Here is a 21,518-nt window from a genome sequence, read left to right on the forward strand (position 1 = left end):
TGAAATTGGTGTTTTTAATTAATAATTGAAAGTTTTTAAATTTTATTCCTTAATATTAAAATACCATTAACTAAAAACAGGGAGTATTGCGATTTATCTCATTACTTTATTTTGCATTTTTGACACAGATTATTGCGGCGCAGCAGATAAATTCTGTTAAGGGTAGAATATTGGATTCAGCCACAAAATCCGAAGTTAGTAATAGTATTGTTTCTATTGAAGGCACTAAAATTTCTGTAAATACTGATTCAAAAGGGGACTTTATAATTGAAACTTCTCTTAGGGGTGACTATGTTCTACAAATTACTGCCAAGGACTATATAGTTAAAAGAATTCCACTTGCATTAAATAAAGCAACTTTGGATTTAGGAATGCTTTATCTAGAGCGAGATATTACTGTTGAAAAAGCTGACAATCTTATTACTTTGACAGATGCAGATTTGTCTGATGATGAAAGTATTTCCATGTCTTCTGGACTATTGCAAGCCACTCGAGATGTTTTTCTCAATAGAGCTGCTTTCGATTTTGGGCAAGCTTTTTTCAGAGTTAGAGGGTACGATTCTCAAAATGGAAAGGTTCTCATTAATGGAATTTCCATGAATAAATTGGTTGATGGGCGTCCTCAATGGAACAATTGGGGCGGACTAAATGATGTAACTAGAAATCAAGAATTTAGTAATGGTTTAAATGCTTCAGACTATAATTTTGGAGGAATTTTAGGTACTACAAATATAGACATGAGGCCTTCTGGATTTAGACCAGGAACAAGATTGTCTACTTCCTATTCTAATAGAACGTATGCAGGTAGATTAATGGCAACTTATAGTTCTGGCGTGCAGAAAAACGGATTAGCCTATACCTTTTCTGCTTCCAGAAGATGGGCTAATGAGGGTTATATTAATGGAACTCTCTATGATGCTTATTCCTTTTTTGGAGCATTGGAATATCAAATAAATTCAAAGAATTCTTTTGTTCTGACCTCAATGATGGCTTCTAATAGAAGAGGTCGTTCTTCTGCACTTACAGAAGAAGTTTTTGATTTAAAGGGAAGAAAATACAATCCTTATTGGGGGATTCAAAATGGAGAAATTAGAAATTCCAGAGAACGTAATATTCAGGAACCAATAGTAATGTTGAATCATTATTATAAATCTGAGAACCTAAAAATTAATACTGGAATTGCTTATCAAACTGGCACACATGCCCGTAGTAGGTTGGGATATTATAATGCGCCTAATCCAGACCCAACCTACTATAGGTACTTGCCAAGTTTTAATATTAACAGTTCTATAGGAGCAAACTTTATTGGGGCTAATCTTGCTAAGGAAGGTTTTAGAAAAGAGTCTCAATTAAATTGGGCAAATGTATATTTGGCAAATCAAAATACATTCAACGAGGGTAAGGCAAGTTATGTTTTGTATGATGATACAGTCGATGACCATCAGTTTACTATAAATAGTATTTTAAATTTCAAACTAAATGATAATTTAAAATTAGATGTTGGGGGAACATTTAAGAAATTAGAGTCAAATAATTATGCAGAAATTCAGGATTTATTAGGGTCGGAATTTCATGAAGATTTGGACCCATTTTCTGATACGCTGAATGATGTAAGTGGCAATGCCAATAAAACTGAAAATGACAAATTCAATTACCATTATAATATTGATGCATCAGATTTTGATGCCTTTGCACAACTAAAATATAGTGGCAACGTTTGGAATGCTTTTTTAGCTGGAAATTATTCTAACATAAATTACCAAAGAGACGGTTTGTTTTTAAATGAACGTTTTTCAAATTCATTAGGTAGTAGTGAAAAGGTTAGTTTTTCCAATTTTGGAATAAAAGGCGGACTGGAATATAAAATTACGGGAAGGCATTGGATTGCTGTACATGCCGCTCTACTTAATAGAGCACCAACCATTCAAAATGTATTTATCAACCCAAGAGAAAATAACAATATTGTACCTAACATTCAAAGTGAAAAAATTACCGCGACCGATTTAAGTTACTTTATTAGGCTTCCAAAACTTACGGGAAGAGTAACGGGGTTTTATACCCGTTTTCAGAATACAACGGATGTAAATTTCTTTTTTGTGGATGCCGGTGTGGGCTCCGATTTTGTGCAAGAAGTACTAACGGATTTGGACAAATTACACATGGGTACAGAAATAGGATTGGAGTATCAAGTTTCCTCTAGTGTTAAGTTGTCTACTGTGGCAGCCATTTCAAAATATGTGTATGCGAGTGACCCTTCGGTTAGTATCAATTTTGATACTGCGGGTGCCGTTGAAGACGTGATTAACCCAGAGGGTAGTATTGATTTAGGAGTCGCAAATATTAAAGATTATAAGCTAGCGCAAGGACCGCAAAAAGCAATGGCTTTTGGGGTGGAATACCGCGACCCAAAATATTGGTGGGTTGGAGCTGCTGCCAACTATTTAGGAAACAATTATGCCAATATTTCAACAATAACAAGAACAGCAAGCTTTTATTTGGACCCAGAAACAGGTGAACGTTTTGTTAATGCTACCGAAGAAAATGTAAACAGATTACTAGCCCAAAATAAACTAGATAATTTTTATTTGTTGAATCTGGTTGGGGGTAAATCATGGTTAAAAAATGGCACATATATTAGTGTATTTGCCAGTATAAATAATGTTTTTGATGCTGTTTTTAGAACTGGAGGATATGAGCAGAGCAGAAATGGAAATTTTGGACAATTACAACAGGATAATTTAAGCGGGACCCCCTCTTTTGCACCAAAATATTGGTATGGATATGGGCGAACCTATTTTTTAAACTTTGCGATTAGTTTTTGAAAAATGATTAAAAAGAGAGTACATATTCTAATATTATTTTTAGCACTAACATCTTGTGTTAAGGACAGAACTTTTGATACACCAAAAGTTACTTGCTCAAATGAATTGCACGCCAATACCACATTTGCTGATGTTAAGAATTTATATATTGATGAACTTATCCAAATACATGAAGATTTAATAATTGAAGGCTATGTGGTTTCATCGGACAAGGCGGGAAACTTTTTTGGAACACTTCACATACAAGATAGTCCTAACAATCCAAGGGAAGGTTTTCAAATAGAAATGGATGTTAGGGATTCCTATTTGTTTTACCAAGTTGGGAGTAAAATTTATATAAAATTAAAAGGATTGTATTTAGGGCAATCAAAAGGTGTTTTTAAAGTAGGTGGTGTCTTTACGGCCTTTGGAAATGAATCCGTTGGGCGATTACCATCTGCAATTGTGTCTCAGCATATATTCTTAAGTTGTGATACACCAATGGACTTAGAACCTACATTGGCAAGTTTAGAAACATTGCAAGATAATATGGTAAACACCTTGGTGCAGATTAATGAATTGGAAGTCATAGAAGAAGAATTAGGGTTTACGTTTGCTGAACCAGAGGAGGAAACAGAAAGAACTTTAAAGGATTGTGAGGGTAATGAAATTATATTGATAAACAGTGGGTACTCAGATTTTCAAGAAGAGATTTTACCTAGTGGGAATGGTAGCGCTATTGGAGTACTGGTTAATGAAAATGATGATTTTAAATTGATTGTTAGAGAAACAAAAGACTTAGATTTTAGGAACGAACGTTGCCCTCCAGATATGCTAACATCCAACCAAGTATTTATTTCAGAATTGGCAGACCCTAACAATAATGCTGGCGCTCGTTTTGTGGAATTGTATAATGCTTCAAACGAAACAATAAGTTTAAAAGGGTGGACACTCAGACGTTATACTAATGCGAATACAGAAGTTGGCTCTACAATAGATTTATCTGGATTTTCAATTGACCCTGAAGCTACTTTTGTTATATCACCAAATACAACTGAGTTTGAAATGGTGTATGGTTTTGCTCCAGACATGGGCGTTTCAACAAATAGCCCAGCAGATTCTAATGGTGATGATAATTTAGAATTAGTAGACCCTTTTGGAGTTGTTATTGATGTTTTTGGCATCGTTGGGGAAGATGGGTCTGGGACCAATCATGAGTTTGAAGATGGGCGGGCGGTTAGGAATAGTGAAATTATTGAAGCGAAATCCAATTACACTTTTTCCGAATGGACTATTTTTAACGATACAGGAAATTCAGGGACTACAAATTTCCCACAAAATGCTCCCGACGATTTCACTCCAGGGGTAAGGGAATAGATTTATTTACCCAAATAACAAACCACTTTATCGAATGTACTTATCATAGGTAAAATTCCATTCAACCTAATGGATTAGCCTTTAACCGAAACCCCTATCAATATATCTTGATTATTAGTGCGCTTGTCCAAAACTTAGTGATGAGAATTAAAATATAAATCAAGTTTGCAGTGTCTAAACAAACAAACAAACAAACAAATAAATAGAATGAAACAATTTTTACTTTTAAAAGAAATTTACTTTGAAGGTTTTAAGGATTTGGGAAGAAAAGTTCTTAAAAACTCATTTAAAATATATTTTTGGCTATGTGCGGCATTGCTTGTTTTTGGCCTATATGGATTTATTTATAGAGTCGCCACTGGCTTTATATTTGATTAAGTGTTTTGTTAGACAAAAACCCCTAAGTTTTAGCTTGGGGGTTTTTAACAGAACTAGTAGATTAGTGCCATAACAAATATTGAGGCTAATGCTTAGCATTAAATTCCTTATTATCTTTGGATAATAATATTTACATTAAAAGGGGGATTTATTGAAGCATGGAGCAACAATTAAAAATAGCTGGTATACAAGTTCCATTAGTTTGGGAGAATCCAGTAGAAAACAGGACTTTTTTTTCACAAAAAATTGCAGGTATTTCTGATGATGTAGATTTGATTGTTCTTCCTGAAATGTTCACTACGGGATTTACGATGTCCCCATCAAATATTGACCATTCCGAGGGCTTAAAAACAGTGGAATGGATGCAATCCGAGGCTTCCAAAAGAAAAACTGCCATAGTTGGAAGCATAGTTTTCTTTGAAAACAATCAATATTATAATAGGTTATTCTTTGTCCAGCCTAATGGGCAAATGGCTACATATGACAAAAGACATACATTCACCCTTGCAGGAGAGCATAAAGTCTATAAAGCTGGAACTTCAAAACTGATTGTTGATTATAGAGGGTTTAAAATTTGCCCCTTTGTTTGCTACGACCTAAGGTTTCCTGTTTGGGCTAGAAACACAGATGATTACGATATATTAATTTATGTTGCCAACTGGCCAAAGCCCAGAATTAATGCATGGGATGCTTTATTAAAGGCTAGGGCCATAGAAAACATGTCTTATTGCATAGGAGTGAATAGAGTTGGTAAGGATGTAAATGAATATGAATACAATGGGCATTCAGCTATATACAACTCATTGGGAGAAGAGCTAGCCTTCTCTGAAAAAAAGGATATTATTTATGCAACTTTAACAAAAGAACACATTGTAACCACAAGAAGAAAGTTAAAATTTTTGGATGATAGAGATGTATTTACTCTCTTAGAATAAATGTGTGTTCCTCTACCCAAATGGCACGCATTTCTATAGTTTCTGGGTAGTAGCTCACTTTTTCTGGCTGAATTTTTTTAAGATAATTCCCTGTATCCCACACCCCATTACCATTTTCATCATAAATTACCCGAATCAGATATTTTGAGGGGTCTATATAATTGAATTCCAATATTTTTGGTTCGGTCATATAGAGTTCTCTAATAATTTCATCTCCTTTTTCATTGGTAAGTTGAACAATCATGGGAAATCTAATGTTCCCCGTTAAGTTTAACTTTAAATCTCCATAATCTTCCAAGCTGCCAGCTGAAAGATTATAAGTAAGGGTATCATTGGTGTCTTCAAAGAAATCCTCAATTGCTCCAGGAAAAAGTTCTAATTTATAGCTTTGGTCGGGGACAACTTCAAAATCAAAATCTACTTTGTTTTTTACAGTATCTAAAGAAGCTGAAAAAGTCCCTGGCAATGAATCTTGAATGGTAAGAGCCATATAGGAAGTATCGATTTTAACCAAAGGCGTATTGGCAACAAGATTATATCTTTCCTTAAAACTTAATTTTCCTCTTTGTCCAGGGGATATTAATAAGGTGTCTGCTGGCAACTTTCTTGGTTTAACACTAAAAGTATCTATTAAGTTAAGCTTCTCATTGGTTACTGTAAATAGTATAGAATCCATTTCATAATAAGAGAACCAAAAATTAAGTGTGTCTTTTTCCCTGTCTTTTGTATAGATGCTATTTACAGTATCTGGTAGTTGTGATAGTGTTTCAACTATAAAATCCTCTCTATTTCCTTGATACCCAAATTGAATACGATTTTCTGCAACAAAACTGGGAACAGAAATATTATAATCTGGCTTTTCCTTGAACAACGTTAAAAGGTAGGTGGAATCTGTTGGGAGTGTTATAGTATCTTTCACAAAACCTATTTTGTCCGTCATTTGATCGAACAGATTGTTTTTTCCCTCATCTCTAATGGCAGCTAAAGCATATTTTCCAGCCTTTAAATAATTCAATTTAAATATAATGGCACTATCTCTAGTATTGGTTATATAATTTGGAGGACGTTTATAGATAGTGGAATCTGTGTAGGCACTATCAATTTCATAGAGCATTACACTAATAAACTCATCTGCCTTTTGCTTAAATGCATCCCTGACAACACCTGTTAGTGAAAGGGAATCTATATAATCCCCAGTAGAGAAAACATAAGTGAGAAAACTATTGGGATTTCCTTCATTATTGTCAACAATACTTTGCCCAAAATTTATGGTATAGGTTGTGTTTTCCCTTAGGGTGTCTTTTAGAATGATTTCTATATATTTTCTGGCATTGCCTTGTGGGGTAACTTCTGGCAAATATTTTAGAGGAGGAGAAACAATAAGCTGCTCCTGAATTTTTTCCAATTTAATATATTCGTCAAAATACAAGCGTATTTTTTTAGCTGTAAAATTAGTGGTCAAATTTTCTGGTTCTGCACTTATTAGCACGGGAGCAGTAACATCTTTTGGCCCACCAGTAGGGTTTCCTTGACTGGCACATTGAAAAAAAGCAAATATGGCAAAAGCCATAAAAAGGAATCCTAAAAAACGTCTCAACATCTCTATAAATATAACTTTGGGCAAAGAAACAACTAATTTGTAAAAATTAAGGCACAACAGCCATTGTGGCCACGTATATATTAACATTTTCTGCTTTGTGAATGGCATTTGCACAAGCTTCTATTGTTGCTCCAGTAGTAATAACATCATCCACCAGGAGCACATTTTTATTTTTTAAAAGAGAGGAATCTACCAATTCAAAAAGATCTTGGTTCTGTTGCCATCTATAAATTCTACCTTTTTTTGTTTGCGTTCTTGTGTTGGCAGTTTTTATAAGAACCCCTTCTAAATAATCTGCATTTAAATATTCTGCCAATTTTTGACCAAAAAGTGTAACTTGGTTATATCCTCTATTTTTTAATCTCTTTTTGTGTAATGGCACCGGAATAATTACATCAATATGAGCGAGAAAATCTTCTTTTTTAATGATTTCTCCAAACCAATCACCTATAAAACCACTTATTTCTTCTTGGTTTTTGTACTTTAATTGATGAATAATGTTCTTAACTATGCCATTTTTTGTGAAAAATAGGAAGGAATTCGCCTTTTTTATGTTAACTCTTCCATAAAAAATACGGTCAATGGGGTTTTCTTCGTTATAGTTATAATCGGTAAGAGGTAATTGATTTCGACAAATGGTACATAATGTTATCTCTCCCCCGATTAAATGCGCATTACATCCAAAACAGATAGGGGGTAATAGGATGTTATGCACATGGTTTAGTATTTTTGTTAACTTAATGAAGTGTGACAAATCTTTATAACCTACTTATAAATTAGATGGAAGCCCAAGATAGTAAATTCAACTATAAGATTATCCTTGCCGCATTGGCAGCTGTTATTGTAGGCATACTTATTGCCTTTTACTATAGTTATGCCCAGTCCCAGACCCAAATAGATTTTTTGGAGCAACAAAAAGAGTTGTTGGTCAAAGACATGACTCTTATGACAGCTCAAATGGATGAGCTATCAGCGCGTAATGAGGTATATGAAATAGATTTAGAGCGCTCAAAAAGCAGAGTTCAACAATTATTGGATTCTGTTGGTAGAATTAGTTTTAATACGGCTAAGTTAAGAGAGAATAGAACACAACTTAGAGCTTTAGAGGCTAAATACGATAGTTTAAGGCTAAAAAATAATTTTCTTACCTATAACAATATGCTACTTTCTGAAAAGTATGAGGAAACCAGGAAGCAAATAGCAGAATTAAGAAGTCAACGTAGTTCATTGGCACAAGCAGAGGCAGATCAGCGTAAAAAAATTCAAGAGCTTAATAAAGAATTAAGGACCAAAAGTTATTTAAAATTAGAAAATGCAGAAGGCAGTGGGTATAGAATTAGAAGTTCAAGGCCTATTAGAACAAACAAAGCATCTACCATAGAAAAACTTAGGGGTTGTGTTACCCTTGTTGGCAACCCTAATGTATCTAGAGAAGATAAAGTTGTTTATTTTCAATTTTTAGGCCCAAATATGGGCGTAATAGAAGACAATGCCAATACTATTTCTGTTAACGGAAATATCTATAGTAAGCGTGTAGAAGTTGTTTTTATGGGTGAACAAGTAGATATATGTGACTTTATTACAATTCCTGAAGGATCTTTAGCAGAAGGGATTTACACCCTTAATGTTTTTGAAGATGAAAGATTGCTTTCTACAACTCAATTTGAGTTAAAATAAATTATATCCTTTTCCCCTAAAATTCTATTTTTGCCAAATGGCAAATCAAGAAGACGATTTTAAGAAGGTAATATCACACGCTAAGGAATACGGCTATGTATTTCAATCTAGTGAAATTTATGATGGACTCAGCGCTATTTATGACTATGGACAAAACGGAACTGAGTTAAAAAAGAACATTAGAGAGTACTGGTGGAAAGCCATGGTACAGCTCAATGATAATATAGTTGGGATAGATTCTGCCATTTTTATGCACCCAACTATCTGGAAAGCATCTGGACACGTAGATGCTTTTAATGATCCTTTGATTGATAATAAAGATTCTAAAAAAAGATACCGCGCAGATGTTTTAATAGAAGATTATTGCGCAAAAATTGAAGCGAAGATTGACAAAGAGGTTGCCAAAGCAGCAAAACGTTTTGGGGATGCTTTTAATAAAGAAGAATTTATTTCTACAAACCCGCGAGTTGTGGGGTATCAGGAAAAAATTAACAATACTCTTTCTAGAATGGCTAAGTCTTTGGAAAATGAAGATTTAGCTGATGTAAAAGCTTTGATTGAAGAACTTGAAATTGCTTGCCCAATATCTGGTTCCAAGAACTGGACAGATGTAAAACAGTTTAATTTAATGTTTGGCACCAAATTGGGTGCTTCAGCTGAAAGTGCAATGGATTTGTATTTACGCCCAGAAACAGCACAAGGAATTTTTGTTAATTTCTTGAATGTTCAAAAAACTGGACGAATGAAGATTCCGTTTGGAATTGCCCAAACAGGAAAGGCTTTTAGGAATGAAATAGTGGCTCGCCAGTTTATCTTTAGAATGCGTGAGTTTGAACAAATGGAAATGCAATTTTTCATTAAACCAGGTACGCAAAAGGAATGGTATGAGCATTGGAAAGAAACTCGACTTAAATGGCATTTGTCATTGGGAATGGGAGAGGATTGTTACCGTTTTCACGATCATGAAAAATTGGCACATTATGCAGATGCTGCTGCCGACATAGAATTTAAGTTCCCATTTGGTTTTAAAGAATTAGAAGGAATACATTCTAGAACTGATTTTGACCTGAGTAGCCATGAAAAATTCTCGGGAAAAAAATTACAGTATTTTGATAATGAAGAAAACAAATCTTATGTCCCCTACGTCTTAGAAACTTCAATAGGGTTGGATAGGATGTTCTTAGCCGTGTTTTCTAATTCTTTGAAGGAAGAAGAATTGGAAAATGGAACAACAAGAACCGTTCTTAAACTCCCTGCTGTATTGGCTCCCACTAAAGCAGCGGTATTGCCATTACTTAAAAAAGATGGCTTGCCAGAATTGGCCCATAAAATTATTGATGACCTAAAATGGGACTACAATGTAATTTATGATGAAAAGGATGCCGTTGGTCGCCGCTACAGAAGACAGGATGCCAATGGGACACCTTTTTGTATTACAGTAGATCACCAATCTTTAGAAGACAATACGGTTACTATTAGACATAGAGATACTATGGAACAGGAACGTATTGTTATTTCAGAGGTAAAAGAAGTTATTGGTAGAGAAGTAGATATGAAACATTGGCTAAATAAAATTTAACAGCCCTATCTACTTAATTTAGTAATTGGGGTCATTTCTACTTTTCTAAATTCCACCTCGGAACCTTCTGATTGTAGTGCAAAACTGCCACTACTTACAGTGGCATTAAAACCGTGATTTACTAGTTGGCCGTTTAGCCAAACCTTAATTTCCTTTTCATAACATTCAATTTGCATAAAATTCCATTCTCCAGGGGTATTTTCTACATCGCCAGTAAGATTGGGAATACGTCTGTTTTTATCTCCATCCACACCCCACTTTTCTTTGGGGCCACGGCGTTCTACCATATTGGGGACTTCTAAATCTTCCCCTATTAACCAAAAGTCTCCTGCTTCCGTATGTTTTAATTGTACTTCCAAAGATTGTGGAAACATGGCATATAAACGCCTCATTTTATCTTTGGATACATGAACCAATGCGCCACAATTTCCAGGTTTTCTTGCAAAACGATATTCCAAGTTTACCCTATAGTTTTCATAGGAAGCATCCGTGATTAGATGGCCACCAGGAATTCCCAGCGTAACCAACATGCCATCTCTAATAATGAAAGGATTTTTAGCAGCAGGTATAGTATCCATTTCTGGAACATCTATAAACCATCCATTTAGAGATTCTCCATCAAAAAGAGATTTTGAGGTTTGTTTAGTAGAACAAGAGATTAGAAGAAGGAGAAGGATTATGGTTTGGAATAAGGATTTCATAAGTTAAACAGTGTTTACTATAATTGATACTTCAATTGCAGGCTGCCATAAAAGTTACGATTATTTCCTGGATAGTAATAGCGAGGAAGATTACCACCAAAGCCAGTTGCATTAATTAACACAGAACGTGCATAGTGTATATTAAAAAAGTTGTTTATTCCAAATTGGGCACCTAATTTAAACCGACTACTAAGCTGTTTGTTGTATCCTAATTTTGCATTGATAAGGTTATAGGTAGCTGTGCTAAGTGTGTTGGAGTCATTTAAGGGAATTACGCCCATGTGTGTATAGGTCATGCCAGCAAACAAACCTCGATCATGCTCTACTTGCATGCCTGTAACAATTCTGTGTTTTGGCACTCCTGTTAAAGGATTTCCAGAAAAATTATTTTCTCCATCAACAAAATCAATAAAACGATGGTCGCTAAAAGTATAATTAAAAAAGCGCTTCATTGTAAAGGTCTTAAATGCTTTTACAGTTATATCCAAGTCAATCTCAATTCCTTGGTGTCTTGTTTTTCCTGCATTTTTTCCAATAAATTGGTCATCACCTACTCGTTGCGCTACCAACAGATTTTTAATATCCATTTGGTATACCGTTAAGCCCACATTTACTTTCTTCTTAAACATTCTTAATTTAGTGCCCAATTCATAATTAACACCAGTTTCTTGAGCAATTTCTGGATTAATTACCCCATCTGGAGTAAGGGTTTCCTCTAAGTTTGGATTGGAGAACCCCCTGCTTATATTACCAAAAAAAGAAGGTCCAGTTGGATTGTCATAGGATACGGTTAGGCTTGGCAAGGCAATAACATCAAAGCTTCTTTTGGCATTTTTATTTTCAGCTCCTGTATTGAACAAATCTCTAAAATCATAATGAGTTTTATTTAAACTTAACCCTATTTGAGCAGAAAAAGTCTGAGAAAAAGGCATTAAGAAAGTTCCGAAAGCATTGAACTGCCTTCTGTACTCTTTGTTCTTGCTAATTCTATTTCCTTGAAGGCTACCATTACCATTATTTTCTGCATAAAGATTTTCAAAAGTGCCCCAATTGTATTCGTCTTTGTATAGTTCTCCACCAAGAGTATATTTGGCGGTACTTAGATTTCCTGAAAAGACACTTCTAAACCCATATCCATTACTAAACTCATCTAAAATATTGAAGGGTCTTGGCTCATAATGATCTAGATAGGTATAAAAAAAGCTAGTGGTATTTTTTAATTTATTGTTGAACTCATGTGAATAGGACAAACCTATTAGACTATATTTATTGGCCTCGTATCCTTTTGAAGCATTCCAGGTAAAAGCTGCTTTGGTAGGCTCTTCATTAAAATCTGTTTCATTTAAAGAACTGGGAATTTGTGCGGTATAATCAATATAATTAACCAAAAGTGCAATGGAGTTTTTTTGGTTGATTTGATAAGAGGTGTTCAATAAAAAACCATTACGATTAAAGCTGTTGTTCTCACGATAACCATCTGTTTCCATATGTCCGTATTGAAATCCTAAAGCCAATTTTTCGTCCTTATGATTAAAACTGAGGTTATCTTTAATCAAATTATAAGAACCCACGGTAAAACTATTGGAAAGTGTTGTAGTATTTAAAATAGCTTCATTGGGTTTTAATAAAATAGCACCACCTAAATTACTGCCATAACCAGTACCTTTGGGTCCTTTTATAATTTCAATCGCGTTGAGGTTTTCAAGGTCAAATGCTTCAATGGTAGATGATCCAGTGCCGTTTGTAATCGGGATATTGTTATAATACATTCTAAGCTTATCCGTACCAAATGGAGTTCTGGCACCTACACCTCTTATAGTAATTCTATTGGTGTTCAAGGCCCCAGAAAAAATGAGAACGCCAGAAATTTGATTAACTGAAGAAACCATGTCCACAGGACTGTAATTTTGAAATACTTCTTTAGTGATTACTTCAGACGGAGTAATACCAGCTGCGTTTTTTGTATTGGCAAAATCACTTAATATAATTTCTTCCAATTGGGTCACAGAGTCTCTTTTTATGGACTCATTATCTTGCCCAAAAACATTGTTTAGGAAAAGAAAACTAAGAGATATTATAAGGTTGGTTGTATGTTTCATTTAGAATCTGAACCCTAAAGATATTCCGGTACGAGCAATAACTTCATCATATGCCGAACCCAATAAATTACGACCTACACCAGCATAAATTTCTGCAACAAAACCTCTTTTAGTGATAAATTTTCCTCCAATAGAAATTCCTAGGGCAAAATCTGTAAATTTTTCATTGACGTATTCATTGCCTCCAAAATTATCATAATAATAAATATTGTCTTTTCCAGAATTCAGCATTCCAAATCCTTCAACAAAGAAACCAGCTGCATAGCTTTTTGAAAAATATTGCCTGTAGTAGGGGGTTAAGGCAAAGTCTCGTCCGTATCCGTCATAAGAACTACTATCATCAAGACCAAATTGCAAGCCAATTCCAAAAGACGCTTCATCATTAATTAGATGCTCATAAGAAACGTCTATATATTTAAACGCAATAAGATTAAAAGCATCAATCTTAAGCTCATTTTTTTCTTGAGAGATAGTTTCCGTATTTTCCTGTGATAAAGCAAAAAATGGAACTACAACGACGAAAAGAAATACTAGGACATTTTTTTTCATGGGTAGTTTTTAATTTTAACGGTTGGAAAGATAAGCATCAAAAAGTAAACCAAAAATGTTTTAAGAAAAATTAAGAAACTCCATGAAATTTTAAAGAGGAGATATTTCTACGTGCTATAAACATTCTTTATTTTTAGACTCAAATAATAAATATGAAAATAGTTTCCTATAATGTAAATGGAATTAGAGCTGCTTTAAAGAAAGGTTTTATAGAATGGCTGACCGCTGTGGGTCCAGATGTACTATGTCTTCAAGAAATAAAGGCAAATCAAGAACAGTTGGATCTTTCTGTTTTTTCTGAAGCTGGTTATGCCCACAATTATTGGTACAGTGCGCAAAAAAAGGGATATAGCGGCGTGGCTATTTTATCCAAAACAAAACCAGACCATATAGAATATGGTACAGGAATAGAATATATGGATTTTGAAGGCAGAAACCTCCGTGCCGATTTTGGCGATGTGTCTATTATGAGCATGTACTTGCCTTCTGGCACTAATTTGGATCGGTTGGATTTTAAGTTAAAGTATATGGCAGATTTTAAAGAATATGCGACTGAACTTAGAAAAACCAGGCCAAATCTTATTGTTTTGGGAGATTATAATATTTGCCATGAAGCTATTGATATTCATGACCCAGTTCGTAATAAAAATGTATCAGGATTTTTGCCCGTTGAACGGGAATGGATAGGCGATTTTATGGGAAGTGGTTTTATAGATAGTTTTAGACATTTTAATAACGAGCCCCATAATTATACATGGTGGAGTTATAGGGCAAATTCTAGAGCCAATAATAAGGGCTGGCGATTGGACTATGGTATGGTGAGCGAGCCTTTAAAGAATAGGTTAAAACAATCTGTAATTCTTTCTGATGCTAAACATAGTGATCACTGCCCTATTTTAATAGAGTTAGAGAAATAACATAATGTTAAGATTTTAATTTACGGAAATAGTTATTTTTAACGCTTTTAAAAACCAAACCATATCCTTTTTATGAAGTATACCAATCTTCCCAGTACTAATATTAAAGTCAGTAAAATTTGTTTAGGCACCATGAACATGGGTAAGCAGAACAATGAAGCTGAAGGACATGAGCAAATGGATTATGCTCTGGAACAAGGCATTAATTTTTTTGATACAGCTGAACTTTATGCCATTCCCATTGAAAAAGAAACCCAAGGGAAGACGGAAGAATTTATAGGAACTTGGTTTAAGAAAACCGGCAATAGGGATAAGATTGTATTGGCTTCAAAAATAGTTGGACCTCCTAGCGTAAACAAACATTACATACGAGAGACAGGGTATTCTAAGGAATCTTTTGATGATGCACTTCATAGTAGTTTAAAAAGATTACAGACAGATTATATAGATTTATACCAACTACATTGGCCAGATAGGCAAACTAATTTTTTTGGAAAGAGAGGCTATATTCATACTGATGCCGCAGAATGGGACGACAATATCAATGAAGTTCTCCATATTCTAGATGGGTATGTAAAAGAAGGTAAAATTAGACATATAGGATTATCCAATGATGTACCTTGGAGTACTATGCGTTATTTGGAAGAAGCCAAGTATAATAATTTACCTAGAATAGTCTCTGTGCAAAATCCTTATAATCTATTGAACAGGACTTATGAAGTTGGCTTGGCTGAAATTTCCATTCGAGAAAATGTTGGATGTTTACCATACTCACCGTTAGGTTTTGGTAGACTTTCCAATAAGTTTATAGAAGGGCAAGATGTATCCAAAGCAAGAATCACTTTGTTTTCTAATATGGCTCGCTACAATGGTGAGAATTCTTTAAAAGCGACACAAATGTATTACGATTTAGCACGGGAAAATGGAATGTCATTGGCGACTATGGCCTTGGCATTTATAAATCAACAACCCTTTGTAACCAGTAATATTATTGGAGCTACCACCATGGAACAACTTAAAGAGAATATAGATAGTATTAATGTAACTTTAAGTGATAAAGTTTTAGATAGTATTAATGCCATTCATGAGCTTCTTCCAAATCCTGCACCATAATATGAGTTTGATTTTTCTACAAATAGGGTTTTGGCAAATAGCATTTATTATTGTTGTTATAATTGTTTTGATGGTAATCGCTAGAATAATGAGAGACAAACGCTAATCAAATAAACGTGTAACAACATCTTCAATTTTGGAAACCAAATGGATTTTAATATGTGTGTTTTTAAGACTGATTTTGTTATTCTTAGATACATAAATTGAAGTAAATCCAAGTTTTTCGGCCTCTGAAATTCTTTGGTCAACACGTTGTACAGGCCGTATTTCTCCTGCAAGCCCAACCTCGGCAGCAAAACAAACACCTTTTTCTATTGGGATATCAGCATTACTAGAAAGGATGGCGGCAATTACAGCAAGGTCAATTGCGGGGTCATCAACAGAAATGCCTCCTGTAATGTTTAAAAACACATCTTTTGCCGCTAATTTAAAGCCAGCACGTTTCTCTAAAACCGCTAAAAGCATGTTCAATCTTTTGGCATTATAGCCAGTTGTAGAACGTTGTGGTGTGCCATAAACAGCAGTGCTCACCAATGCTTGAATTTCTATCATTAAAGGACGCATGCCCTCAACAGTTGATGCTATGGCGGTACCACTGAGCCCTTCATCGTTTTTGGAAATTAATATTTCTGATGGATTGTTTACCTCTCTTAGACCACTTCCCTGCATTTCATAAATGCCCAGTTCTGCGGTAGACCCAAACCTGTTTTTTAGAGAACGAAGGATTCTATATACATAATTTCTATCTCCTTCAAATTGAAGCACTGTATCTACCATGTGTTCCAAAATTTTTGGGCCGGCAATAGTTCCATCTTTGGTAATATGTCCAATAAGAACAACAGGTGTATTGGTCTCTTTTGCAAATTTGATTAGCTCTGCAGTACATTCCCGTATTTGGGAAATACTACCAGCCGCTGATTCAATATAATCTGAATGTAAGGTCTGAATAGAGTCTATAACCACAAGGTCTGGTTCAGAAGCTTCAATTTGCTGAAAGATGTTTTGGGTTTTTGTTTCAGTAAGAATAAGACAAGTTTCACTATTTGGATGAATCCTGTCCGCACGCATTTTTATCTGTTTTTGGCTTTCTTCGCCAGAAACATACAAAGTTTTATAAGGAAGCTTTAAGGCAATCTGTAACAACAAGGTACTTTTCCCAACACCAGGTTCCCCACCTAAAAGAATAAGAGATCCCGGGACAATTCCCCCACCAAGTACTCGGTTAAATTCTAAATCAAAAGAGTCCAAACGGATTTCCGTCTCGGTACTTATTTCATTTACTTTTAGGGGCTTTGCTATTTTTTTAAAAGTACTCTGAGTGGTTTTCCAACTTTTTTTTTCTTCTTTTTGGACTACTTCTTCTACAATACTATTCCATTGTTTGCAGGCATGGCACTGCCCAACCCATTTGGCATGTTGCGTGCCACAATTCTGACAAAAAAAAGCTGTTTTTGTTTTAGCCATTAACACATTTGGTTTTGGCTAAAGATATTGAGGTTTAAAGTTAAAAGCAAAAGATAGTTTAGTATCCAAAATCAGCCTTTAGGGCATCTATTTTTTCCAACGCCATATCTTTGGTTAAGAAGTCTATTTCTTCCATTCCAAAAGCCTTTTCAAATGTTTTGAGTGCTTTCTTGGGTTCTCCAATTTCTTCATAATATTCTCCTTCAAAATAGAAACCCAACATAGTGTTTGGGAATTCCTTTTTACACAAATCCGAAAGAGGTTTTAAAGATTCAAAATCTTCTTTTTTTCTGGATGCGGCATAAATGGCAATAATATCATTTAGCTCATAGTCTTTTTTAAAACCAAATAAATCTTCAATTACCGCATATTTAGTTTCCAAATAATTAAACACAGGTTCTTCTGATGTCAATATTTTTTCTTTGTATTCTTTTGGACTTATCTGTCTGAACATTTTAAAAATATCGTCAAAAGCTTTTCCAATACCATAAGTTGCAATTGAAATCTCATCGGCATTGTCATATTCATCAAAATAGTAATGAAGAGATTCTTTGTCAATCGCTTTTATTGCTTTATCCATAGCAAGCAGGGCTGGTTTATCACTGTTCTTTTCTCCTTCAATAATAAGATGATAAAAAATTTGCTGGTCCATGGCTGCCAGTCTTGTCGGAACCCTAGTTTCCATTTCAGGAGCCAGTGTTGGAGAAATACTAACATAGGCATTAAACAAAGAGGCTTCTTTAAACAAGAAGAAATTTCCAAAGTTGGCCGTAATATCATACCCCACAAACATTTTAAACGGAGCTGTGCTATAGCTAGTCTCTAAATATGGAATAAGCTCCATTCCTAGAAACTCATAGAAATTTTTACCTTTTTCGGTAGGTAATCCATTTACTTCATCAAATGCACAATCTTCCCAGCGTAAATCACCTTTACTTTGGTTTACACCAACAATAATGGCTTGTGGCATTCTGTGAAAAGTACTATAAAATTTTGCATTTGCCACTACATTATCGAACAGATATTCGGCATCTAACACTACAATTATGGGATATTTTTTTTCTTCGGAATAGTCCTCGGGAAAATAATATTTAACATCCCTTCTTTCTTGAAGTTTAAAGGATTCAAAAATTTCTTGTGTTACTTGGGAATTTATGCCAAAGCATAGCATTAGAAGAATGGCTGTAAAAATAAGTTTCATTTTGAAGATTTTTGGCCAAACAGAAATTAACTTATCTGTTTCTGTTCAATAACGGTAAAAGCAGAAAAGATATTGCACCAAAAACAACAACCATAAGGGTTTGTGAAATCCACATAATCCAACCAAAAGCGTCACCAGAAATGGAGCTTATTCCAAAGACCTCTAAAGATTTACTTACTGCGATAGGATAAAGACCTATACCACCATTGGTTGTGGACATTGCAAAAGCACCACCAACAAAACCCACTAGTAATTGTCCTAATGATAAATTCATAGTTTCTGCCACAGTATATTTTATTACCCAAAACATAGCAATATATGCTCCCCAAATAAAGAGTGTATGAAAAACAAAAGCCCATTTGTTCTTCATTTTAAAAATGCTCAAAACGCCATCCAATAAGCCCATTAGAAAGGTTTTTAACTTTATGGCAAAAGAAATAGAGGATTTTTTTATGAACAACAATAAAAGGATGAACCCCAAAAGCCCTACACCCAACAAAATAAGTATGCCTGTGAAATTAAACCCTTTGTTTTGTAGAAAATCCAGAATAATATCTGTTTGCAAAAAAAGAGTGATAGTTATTATAAGCAAGAGCATAATTAAATCTATAACTCTTTCTGTGACTATAGTCCCAAAACCTTTTTCAAAAGGAACATTTTCATAAGTTGTTAATGCTGTTGCCCTAAGGATTTCACCAGATCTTGGAATTCCTAAATTGGCAAAATAGGACATTAGAATAATAAGTACATTGTTGCTAAGCCTAGGCTTGTAACCCAAAGGCTCTAAGAGATAATTCCAACGTATGGCTCTAGAAACATGGCTAAGGACTCCTATTAAAACGGAAATACCAACCCAGAAAAGATTAGCTTCTTTTATATATTTTATTATTTGCTCCCTGTCTTCTGGTGTTGTAGAATTGTACCAATAGAGAACTAAAAAAACTCCCAAGGCTATTGGGAGTATTGTTTTTAGAGTTTTTTTTAGATTAGGGCTCAAAACTATGTCAATAGATTGTTATCTTCATTAGGAAAAACTAGAGAAGGATTAAATATTTTGGCCTCTTCTATTCCCATCCAGGCATAGCTTATTAGAATAAGAATATCACCAACAGCCACTTTTCTGGCAGCTGCACCGTTAAGGGTAATTTCACCACTTCCTCTAGGACCTGGAATAGCATAGGTTTCCAAGCGCTCTCCATTGTTGTTATTCACTATCTGTACTTTTTCACCTTGAATAAGATTGGCTGCATCCATCAAATCTTCATCAATAGTGATACTTCCTATATAATTTAGGTCGGCACCAGTAACTTTAACTCGGTGAATTTTAGATTTTACTACTTGAATTTGCATGGGACAAAGTTAATTAATTAAGAGCAATATTGTCTATTAAGCGCACACCTTCGGTATAAACGGCAACAAACGCTCTATATTTTCTATCTTTTTGTTTTCTTATAAGCGGAGTTAAGGTGTCAACATCGGTGATTTGAATATATTCCAACTTAAATTGTGGCTTTTTATCAAATTGATGTTGTACCCAGTCCATTACTTGGGATGCACTTTTTGTGCCAAATTTTATTTTGGCAGATTTTAGAGTTTTATATATAAAACCGGCACTTTTTCTTACCTCTTTTGGCAGTCTTTCATTTCGTGAACTCATAGCAAGTCCATTGGGTTCACGCACAATGGGGCATCCTATAATTTCTATAGAAATATTTCTAATCTCCACCAACTTTTTTATAATCTGTAATTGTTGAAAATCTTTCTCCCCAAAATAAGCTTTATTTGGCATTACTGCTTTTAGAAGCAACTCAACAATCGTTGCAACACCATTAAAATGCCCCGTTCTAAACTCACCCTCCATTACTTTTTCCAAGCCATCAAATTTATATGAGTTGGATTTTATTTTACCATTATATATTTCTTGTGCTGATGGAGCAAAAACAAAAATGTTTTTTGATGCTGTTTTGAGTAGTGCTACGTCTTTGTCTAAAGTCTTCGGATATTTTTTTAAATCTTCCTTATTATCAAACTGGGTGGGGTTAACAAAAATGCTTACCACAACATAATTATTCTGTGAAATTGCTTTTTTTACCAGCGAAATATGACCTTGGTGCAATGCTCCCATTGTGGGAACCATGCCTATGGAACAGTTTTTGGTAGTAAGAGAAGAAAGGTGGCTCCTCAATTCATTTTTTGAGTGAAATACCAGCATAATTTGGTTTAAAAGCTAGCAAACTTACTATAATTACGGCTAATCTGTATAATTTTTGTAATTTTGCATTCGCGTTTATCCTAAGTAAACAAAATACATTTTTTATGAATGGAAAAAAGATATTGTTTGTATCTTCAGAATTAGTACCCTACCTGCCAGAGAACGAAGTTTCCCTAATGTCATACGAAACACCTAGAATGGTCAACAGTAATGGAGGCCAAATTAGGATTTTTATGCCAAGATATGGAAACATTAATGAACGCCGTCATCAGCTTCATGAGGTTATACGCCTATCTGGGATGAACTTGGTTATCAACGATATGGACATGCCATTGATTATAAAAGTGGCATCCATACCTAGAGAGCGAATACAGGTCTATTTTATTGATAACGAAGAATATTTTAAGAGAAAGGCAACTTTTGCTGACCAAGATGGAAACATGTTTTCGGATAATGACGAGAGAGCTATTTTTTTTGCAAAAGGCGTTGTTGAAACAGTTAAGAAATTAAACTGGTCACCAGATATCATTCATGTACATGGTTGGATGGCCTCTTTACTTCCATTATACCTTAGAAAATACTATGGGGATGAACCTTTGTTTGCAGATAGCAAAATAGTTACTTCGGTATATGGAAATGGATTTGAAGGAGATTTAAATGAAAAAGTACAGGATAAAATTGCTTTTGATGGCATAAACAAGGAAAGTATTGCCCCACTTACTACTCCCAACTATAATAATTTGTTAAAAGTAGCAGTAGATTTTTCTGATGCTATTATTTTAGCCTCGGAAGAAATTCCGTCAGAATTAAAAGAATATATTACCAACCTTCAAAAACCAGTGTTGCAGTATGTTCCTCTTCAAGAATTTGAGGATGCATATATGAACTTTTACAACGAGGAAGTCTTAAATTAGA

19 protein-coding genes are annotated in these 21,518 nt (G+C 34.5%); 9 read left to right on the plus strand and 10 right to left on the minus strand.

Features of this window, described 5'->3' with window-relative positions; translation table 11 throughout:
- The first annotated feature begins 119 nt into the window (after nt 1-119).
- The 4 genes from AC000W_RS01770 to AC000W_RS01785 all read left to right on the plus strand — a co-directional run bounded on the left by AC000W_RS01770 (nt 120) and on the right by AC000W_RS01785 (nt 5,491).
- Nucleotides 120-2,822, plus strand: a complete 2,703-nt coding sequence (locus AC000W_RS01770) for a TonB-dependent receptor (protein ID WP_474745507.1) — start codon at nt 120-122, stop codon at nt 2,820-2,822.
- A 3-nt stretch (nt 2,823-2,825) separates the two neighbouring features.
- Complete coding sequence (locus tag AC000W_RS01775; protein WP_474745508.1) at nt 2,826-4,178, plus strand: DUF5689 domain-containing protein; 1,353 nt, start codon at nt 2,826-2,828, stop codon at nt 4,176-4,178.
- Between the two features lie 207 nt (nt 4,179-4,385).
- Complete coding sequence (locus AC000W_RS01780; RefSeq protein ID WP_474745510.1) at nt 4,386-4,556, plus strand: DUF6747 family protein; 171 nt, start codon at nt 4,386-4,388, stop codon at nt 4,554-4,556.
- A gap of 158 nt (nt 4,557-4,714) precedes the next feature.
- Nucleotides 4,715-5,491, plus strand: a complete 777-nt coding sequence (locus AC000W_RS01785; protein WP_474745511.1) for an amidohydrolase — start codon at nt 4,715-4,717, stop codon at nt 5,489-5,491.
- Here the strand turns inward: AC000W_RS01785 and AC000W_RS01790 are convergent.
- Together AC000W_RS01790 and AC000W_RS01795 are read right to left on the minus strand one after the other, a co-directional pair.
- The gene (locus tag AC000W_RS01790) at nt 5,475-7,115 is read right to left on the minus strand and encodes an Ig-like domain-containing domain (protein ID WP_474745513.1); all 1,641 of its coding nucleotides are present in this window, start codon (nt 7,113-7,115) and stop codon (nt 5,475-5,477) included. The genes AC000W_RS01785 and AC000W_RS01790 overlap by 17 nt on opposite strands.
- Nucleotides 7,116-7,137: 22 nt before the next feature.
- Nucleotides 7,138-7,806: a ComF family protein gene (locus AC000W_RS01795; RefSeq protein WP_474745514.1), complete on the minus strand. Its 669-nt coding sequence runs from the start codon at nt 7,804-7,806 to the stop codon at nt 7,138-7,140.
- Between the two features lie 65 nt (nt 7,807-7,871).
- Here AC000W_RS01795 and AC000W_RS01800 point away from each other — a divergent pair, with 65 nt between their 5' ends.
- On the plus strand, nt 7,872-8,768 hold the full coding sequence (locus AC000W_RS01800) for a hypothetical protein (RefSeq protein WP_474745515.1): 897 nt from the start codon (nt 7,872-7,874) through the stop codon (nt 8,766-8,768).
- Nucleotides 8,769-8,805: 37 nt separating this feature from the next.
- Nucleotides 8,806-10,347, plus strand: a complete 1,542-nt coding sequence (locus AC000W_RS01805; protein ID WP_474745517.1) for a glycine--tRNA ligase — start codon at nt 8,806-8,808, stop codon at nt 10,345-10,347.
- Between the two features lie 5 nt (nt 10,348-10,352).
- On the opposite strand, the gene AC000W_RS01810 is transcribed toward AC000W_RS01805, so the two are convergent.
- Genes AC000W_RS01810 through AC000W_RS01820 form a run of 3 tightly spaced genes read right to left on the minus strand, consistent with a single transcriptional unit; the run spans nt 10,353 to nt 13,696 of the window.
- Entirely contained in the window at nt 10,353-11,048 is a 696-nt protein-coding gene (locus AC000W_RS01810; RefSeq protein ID WP_474745518.1) for a 3-keto-disaccharide hydrolase, read from the minus strand.
- A gap of 17 nt (nt 11,049-11,065) precedes the next feature.
- Complete coding sequence (locus AC000W_RS01815; protein WP_474745520.1) at nt 11,066-13,147, minus strand: TonB-dependent receptor family protein; 2,082 nt, start codon at nt 13,145-13,147, stop codon at nt 11,066-11,068.
- The gene (locus tag AC000W_RS01820; protein WP_474745522.1) at nt 13,148-13,696 is read right to left on the minus strand and encodes a DUF3575 domain-containing protein; all 549 of its coding nucleotides are present in this window, start codon (nt 13,694-13,696) and stop codon (nt 13,148-13,150) included.
- A 152-nt stretch (nt 13,697-13,848) separates the two neighbouring features.
- On the opposite strand from AC000W_RS01820, the gene AC000W_RS01825 reads away from it, so the two are divergent.
- Together AC000W_RS01825 and AC000W_RS01830 are read left to right on the plus strand one after the other, a co-directional pair.
- The gene (locus AC000W_RS01825) at nt 13,849-14,613 is read left to right on the plus strand and encodes an exodeoxyribonuclease III (RefSeq protein WP_474745524.1); all 765 of its coding nucleotides are present in this window, start codon (nt 13,849-13,851) and stop codon (nt 14,611-14,613) included.
- A gap of 72 nt (nt 14,614-14,685) precedes the next feature.
- The gene (locus tag AC000W_RS01830) at nt 14,686-15,726 is read left to right on the plus strand and encodes an NADP(H)-dependent aldo-keto reductase (RefSeq protein ID WP_474745526.1); all 1,041 of its coding nucleotides are present in this window, start codon (nt 14,686-14,688) and stop codon (nt 15,724-15,726) included.
- Nucleotides 15,727-15,828: 102 nt separating this feature from the next.
- Here the strand turns inward: AC000W_RS01830 and radA are convergent, their stop codons facing one another.
- Genes radA through panC form a run of 5 tightly spaced genes read right to left on the minus strand, consistent with a single transcriptional unit; the run spans nt 15,829 to nt 20,603 of the window.
- A complete protein-coding gene (radA, locus tag AC000W_RS01835; protein WP_474745528.1) occupies nt 15,829-17,190 on the minus strand; it encodes a DNA repair protein RadA in 1,362 nt (453 codons plus the stop codon).
- A gap of 58 nt (nt 17,191-17,248) precedes the next feature.
- Complete coding sequence (locus tag AC000W_RS01840; RefSeq protein ID WP_474745530.1) at nt 17,249-18,391, minus strand: alpha/beta hydrolase; 1,143 nt, start codon at nt 18,389-18,391, stop codon at nt 17,249-17,251.
- Nucleotides 18,392-18,422: 31 nt separating this feature from the next.
- Entirely contained in the window at nt 18,423-19,388 is a 966-nt protein-coding gene (locus AC000W_RS01845) for a lysylphosphatidylglycerol synthase transmembrane domain-containing protein (RefSeq protein ID WP_474745532.1), read from the minus strand.
- 2 nt (nt 19,389-19,390) lie between these two features.
- The gene (gene panD / locus AC000W_RS01850; RefSeq protein WP_474745534.1) at nt 19,391-19,741 is read right to left on the minus strand and encodes an aspartate 1-decarboxylase; all 351 of its coding nucleotides are present in this window, start codon (nt 19,739-19,741) and stop codon (nt 19,391-19,393) included.
- A gap of 13 nt (nt 19,742-19,754) precedes the next feature.
- Nucleotides 19,755-20,603 carry a pantoate--beta-alanine ligase gene (panC, locus tag AC000W_RS01855; RefSeq protein WP_474745536.1) on the minus strand — a complete coding sequence of 283 codons (849 nt, stop codon included), beginning with the start codon at nt 20,601-20,603 and terminating at the stop codon, nt 19,755-19,757.
- 104 nt (nt 20,604-20,707) lie between these two features.
- On the opposite strand from panC, the gene AC000W_RS01860 reads away from it, so the two are divergent.
- Nucleotides 20,708-21,517 (plus strand): glycogen/starch synthase, encoded by an 810-nt coding sequence (locus AC000W_RS01860; protein WP_474745538.1) that lies wholly within the window; start codon nt 20,708-20,710, stop codon nt 21,515-21,517.
- Nucleotide 21,518: the final 1 nt, after the last annotated feature.

Source organism: Saonia sp., assembly GCF_056326165.1.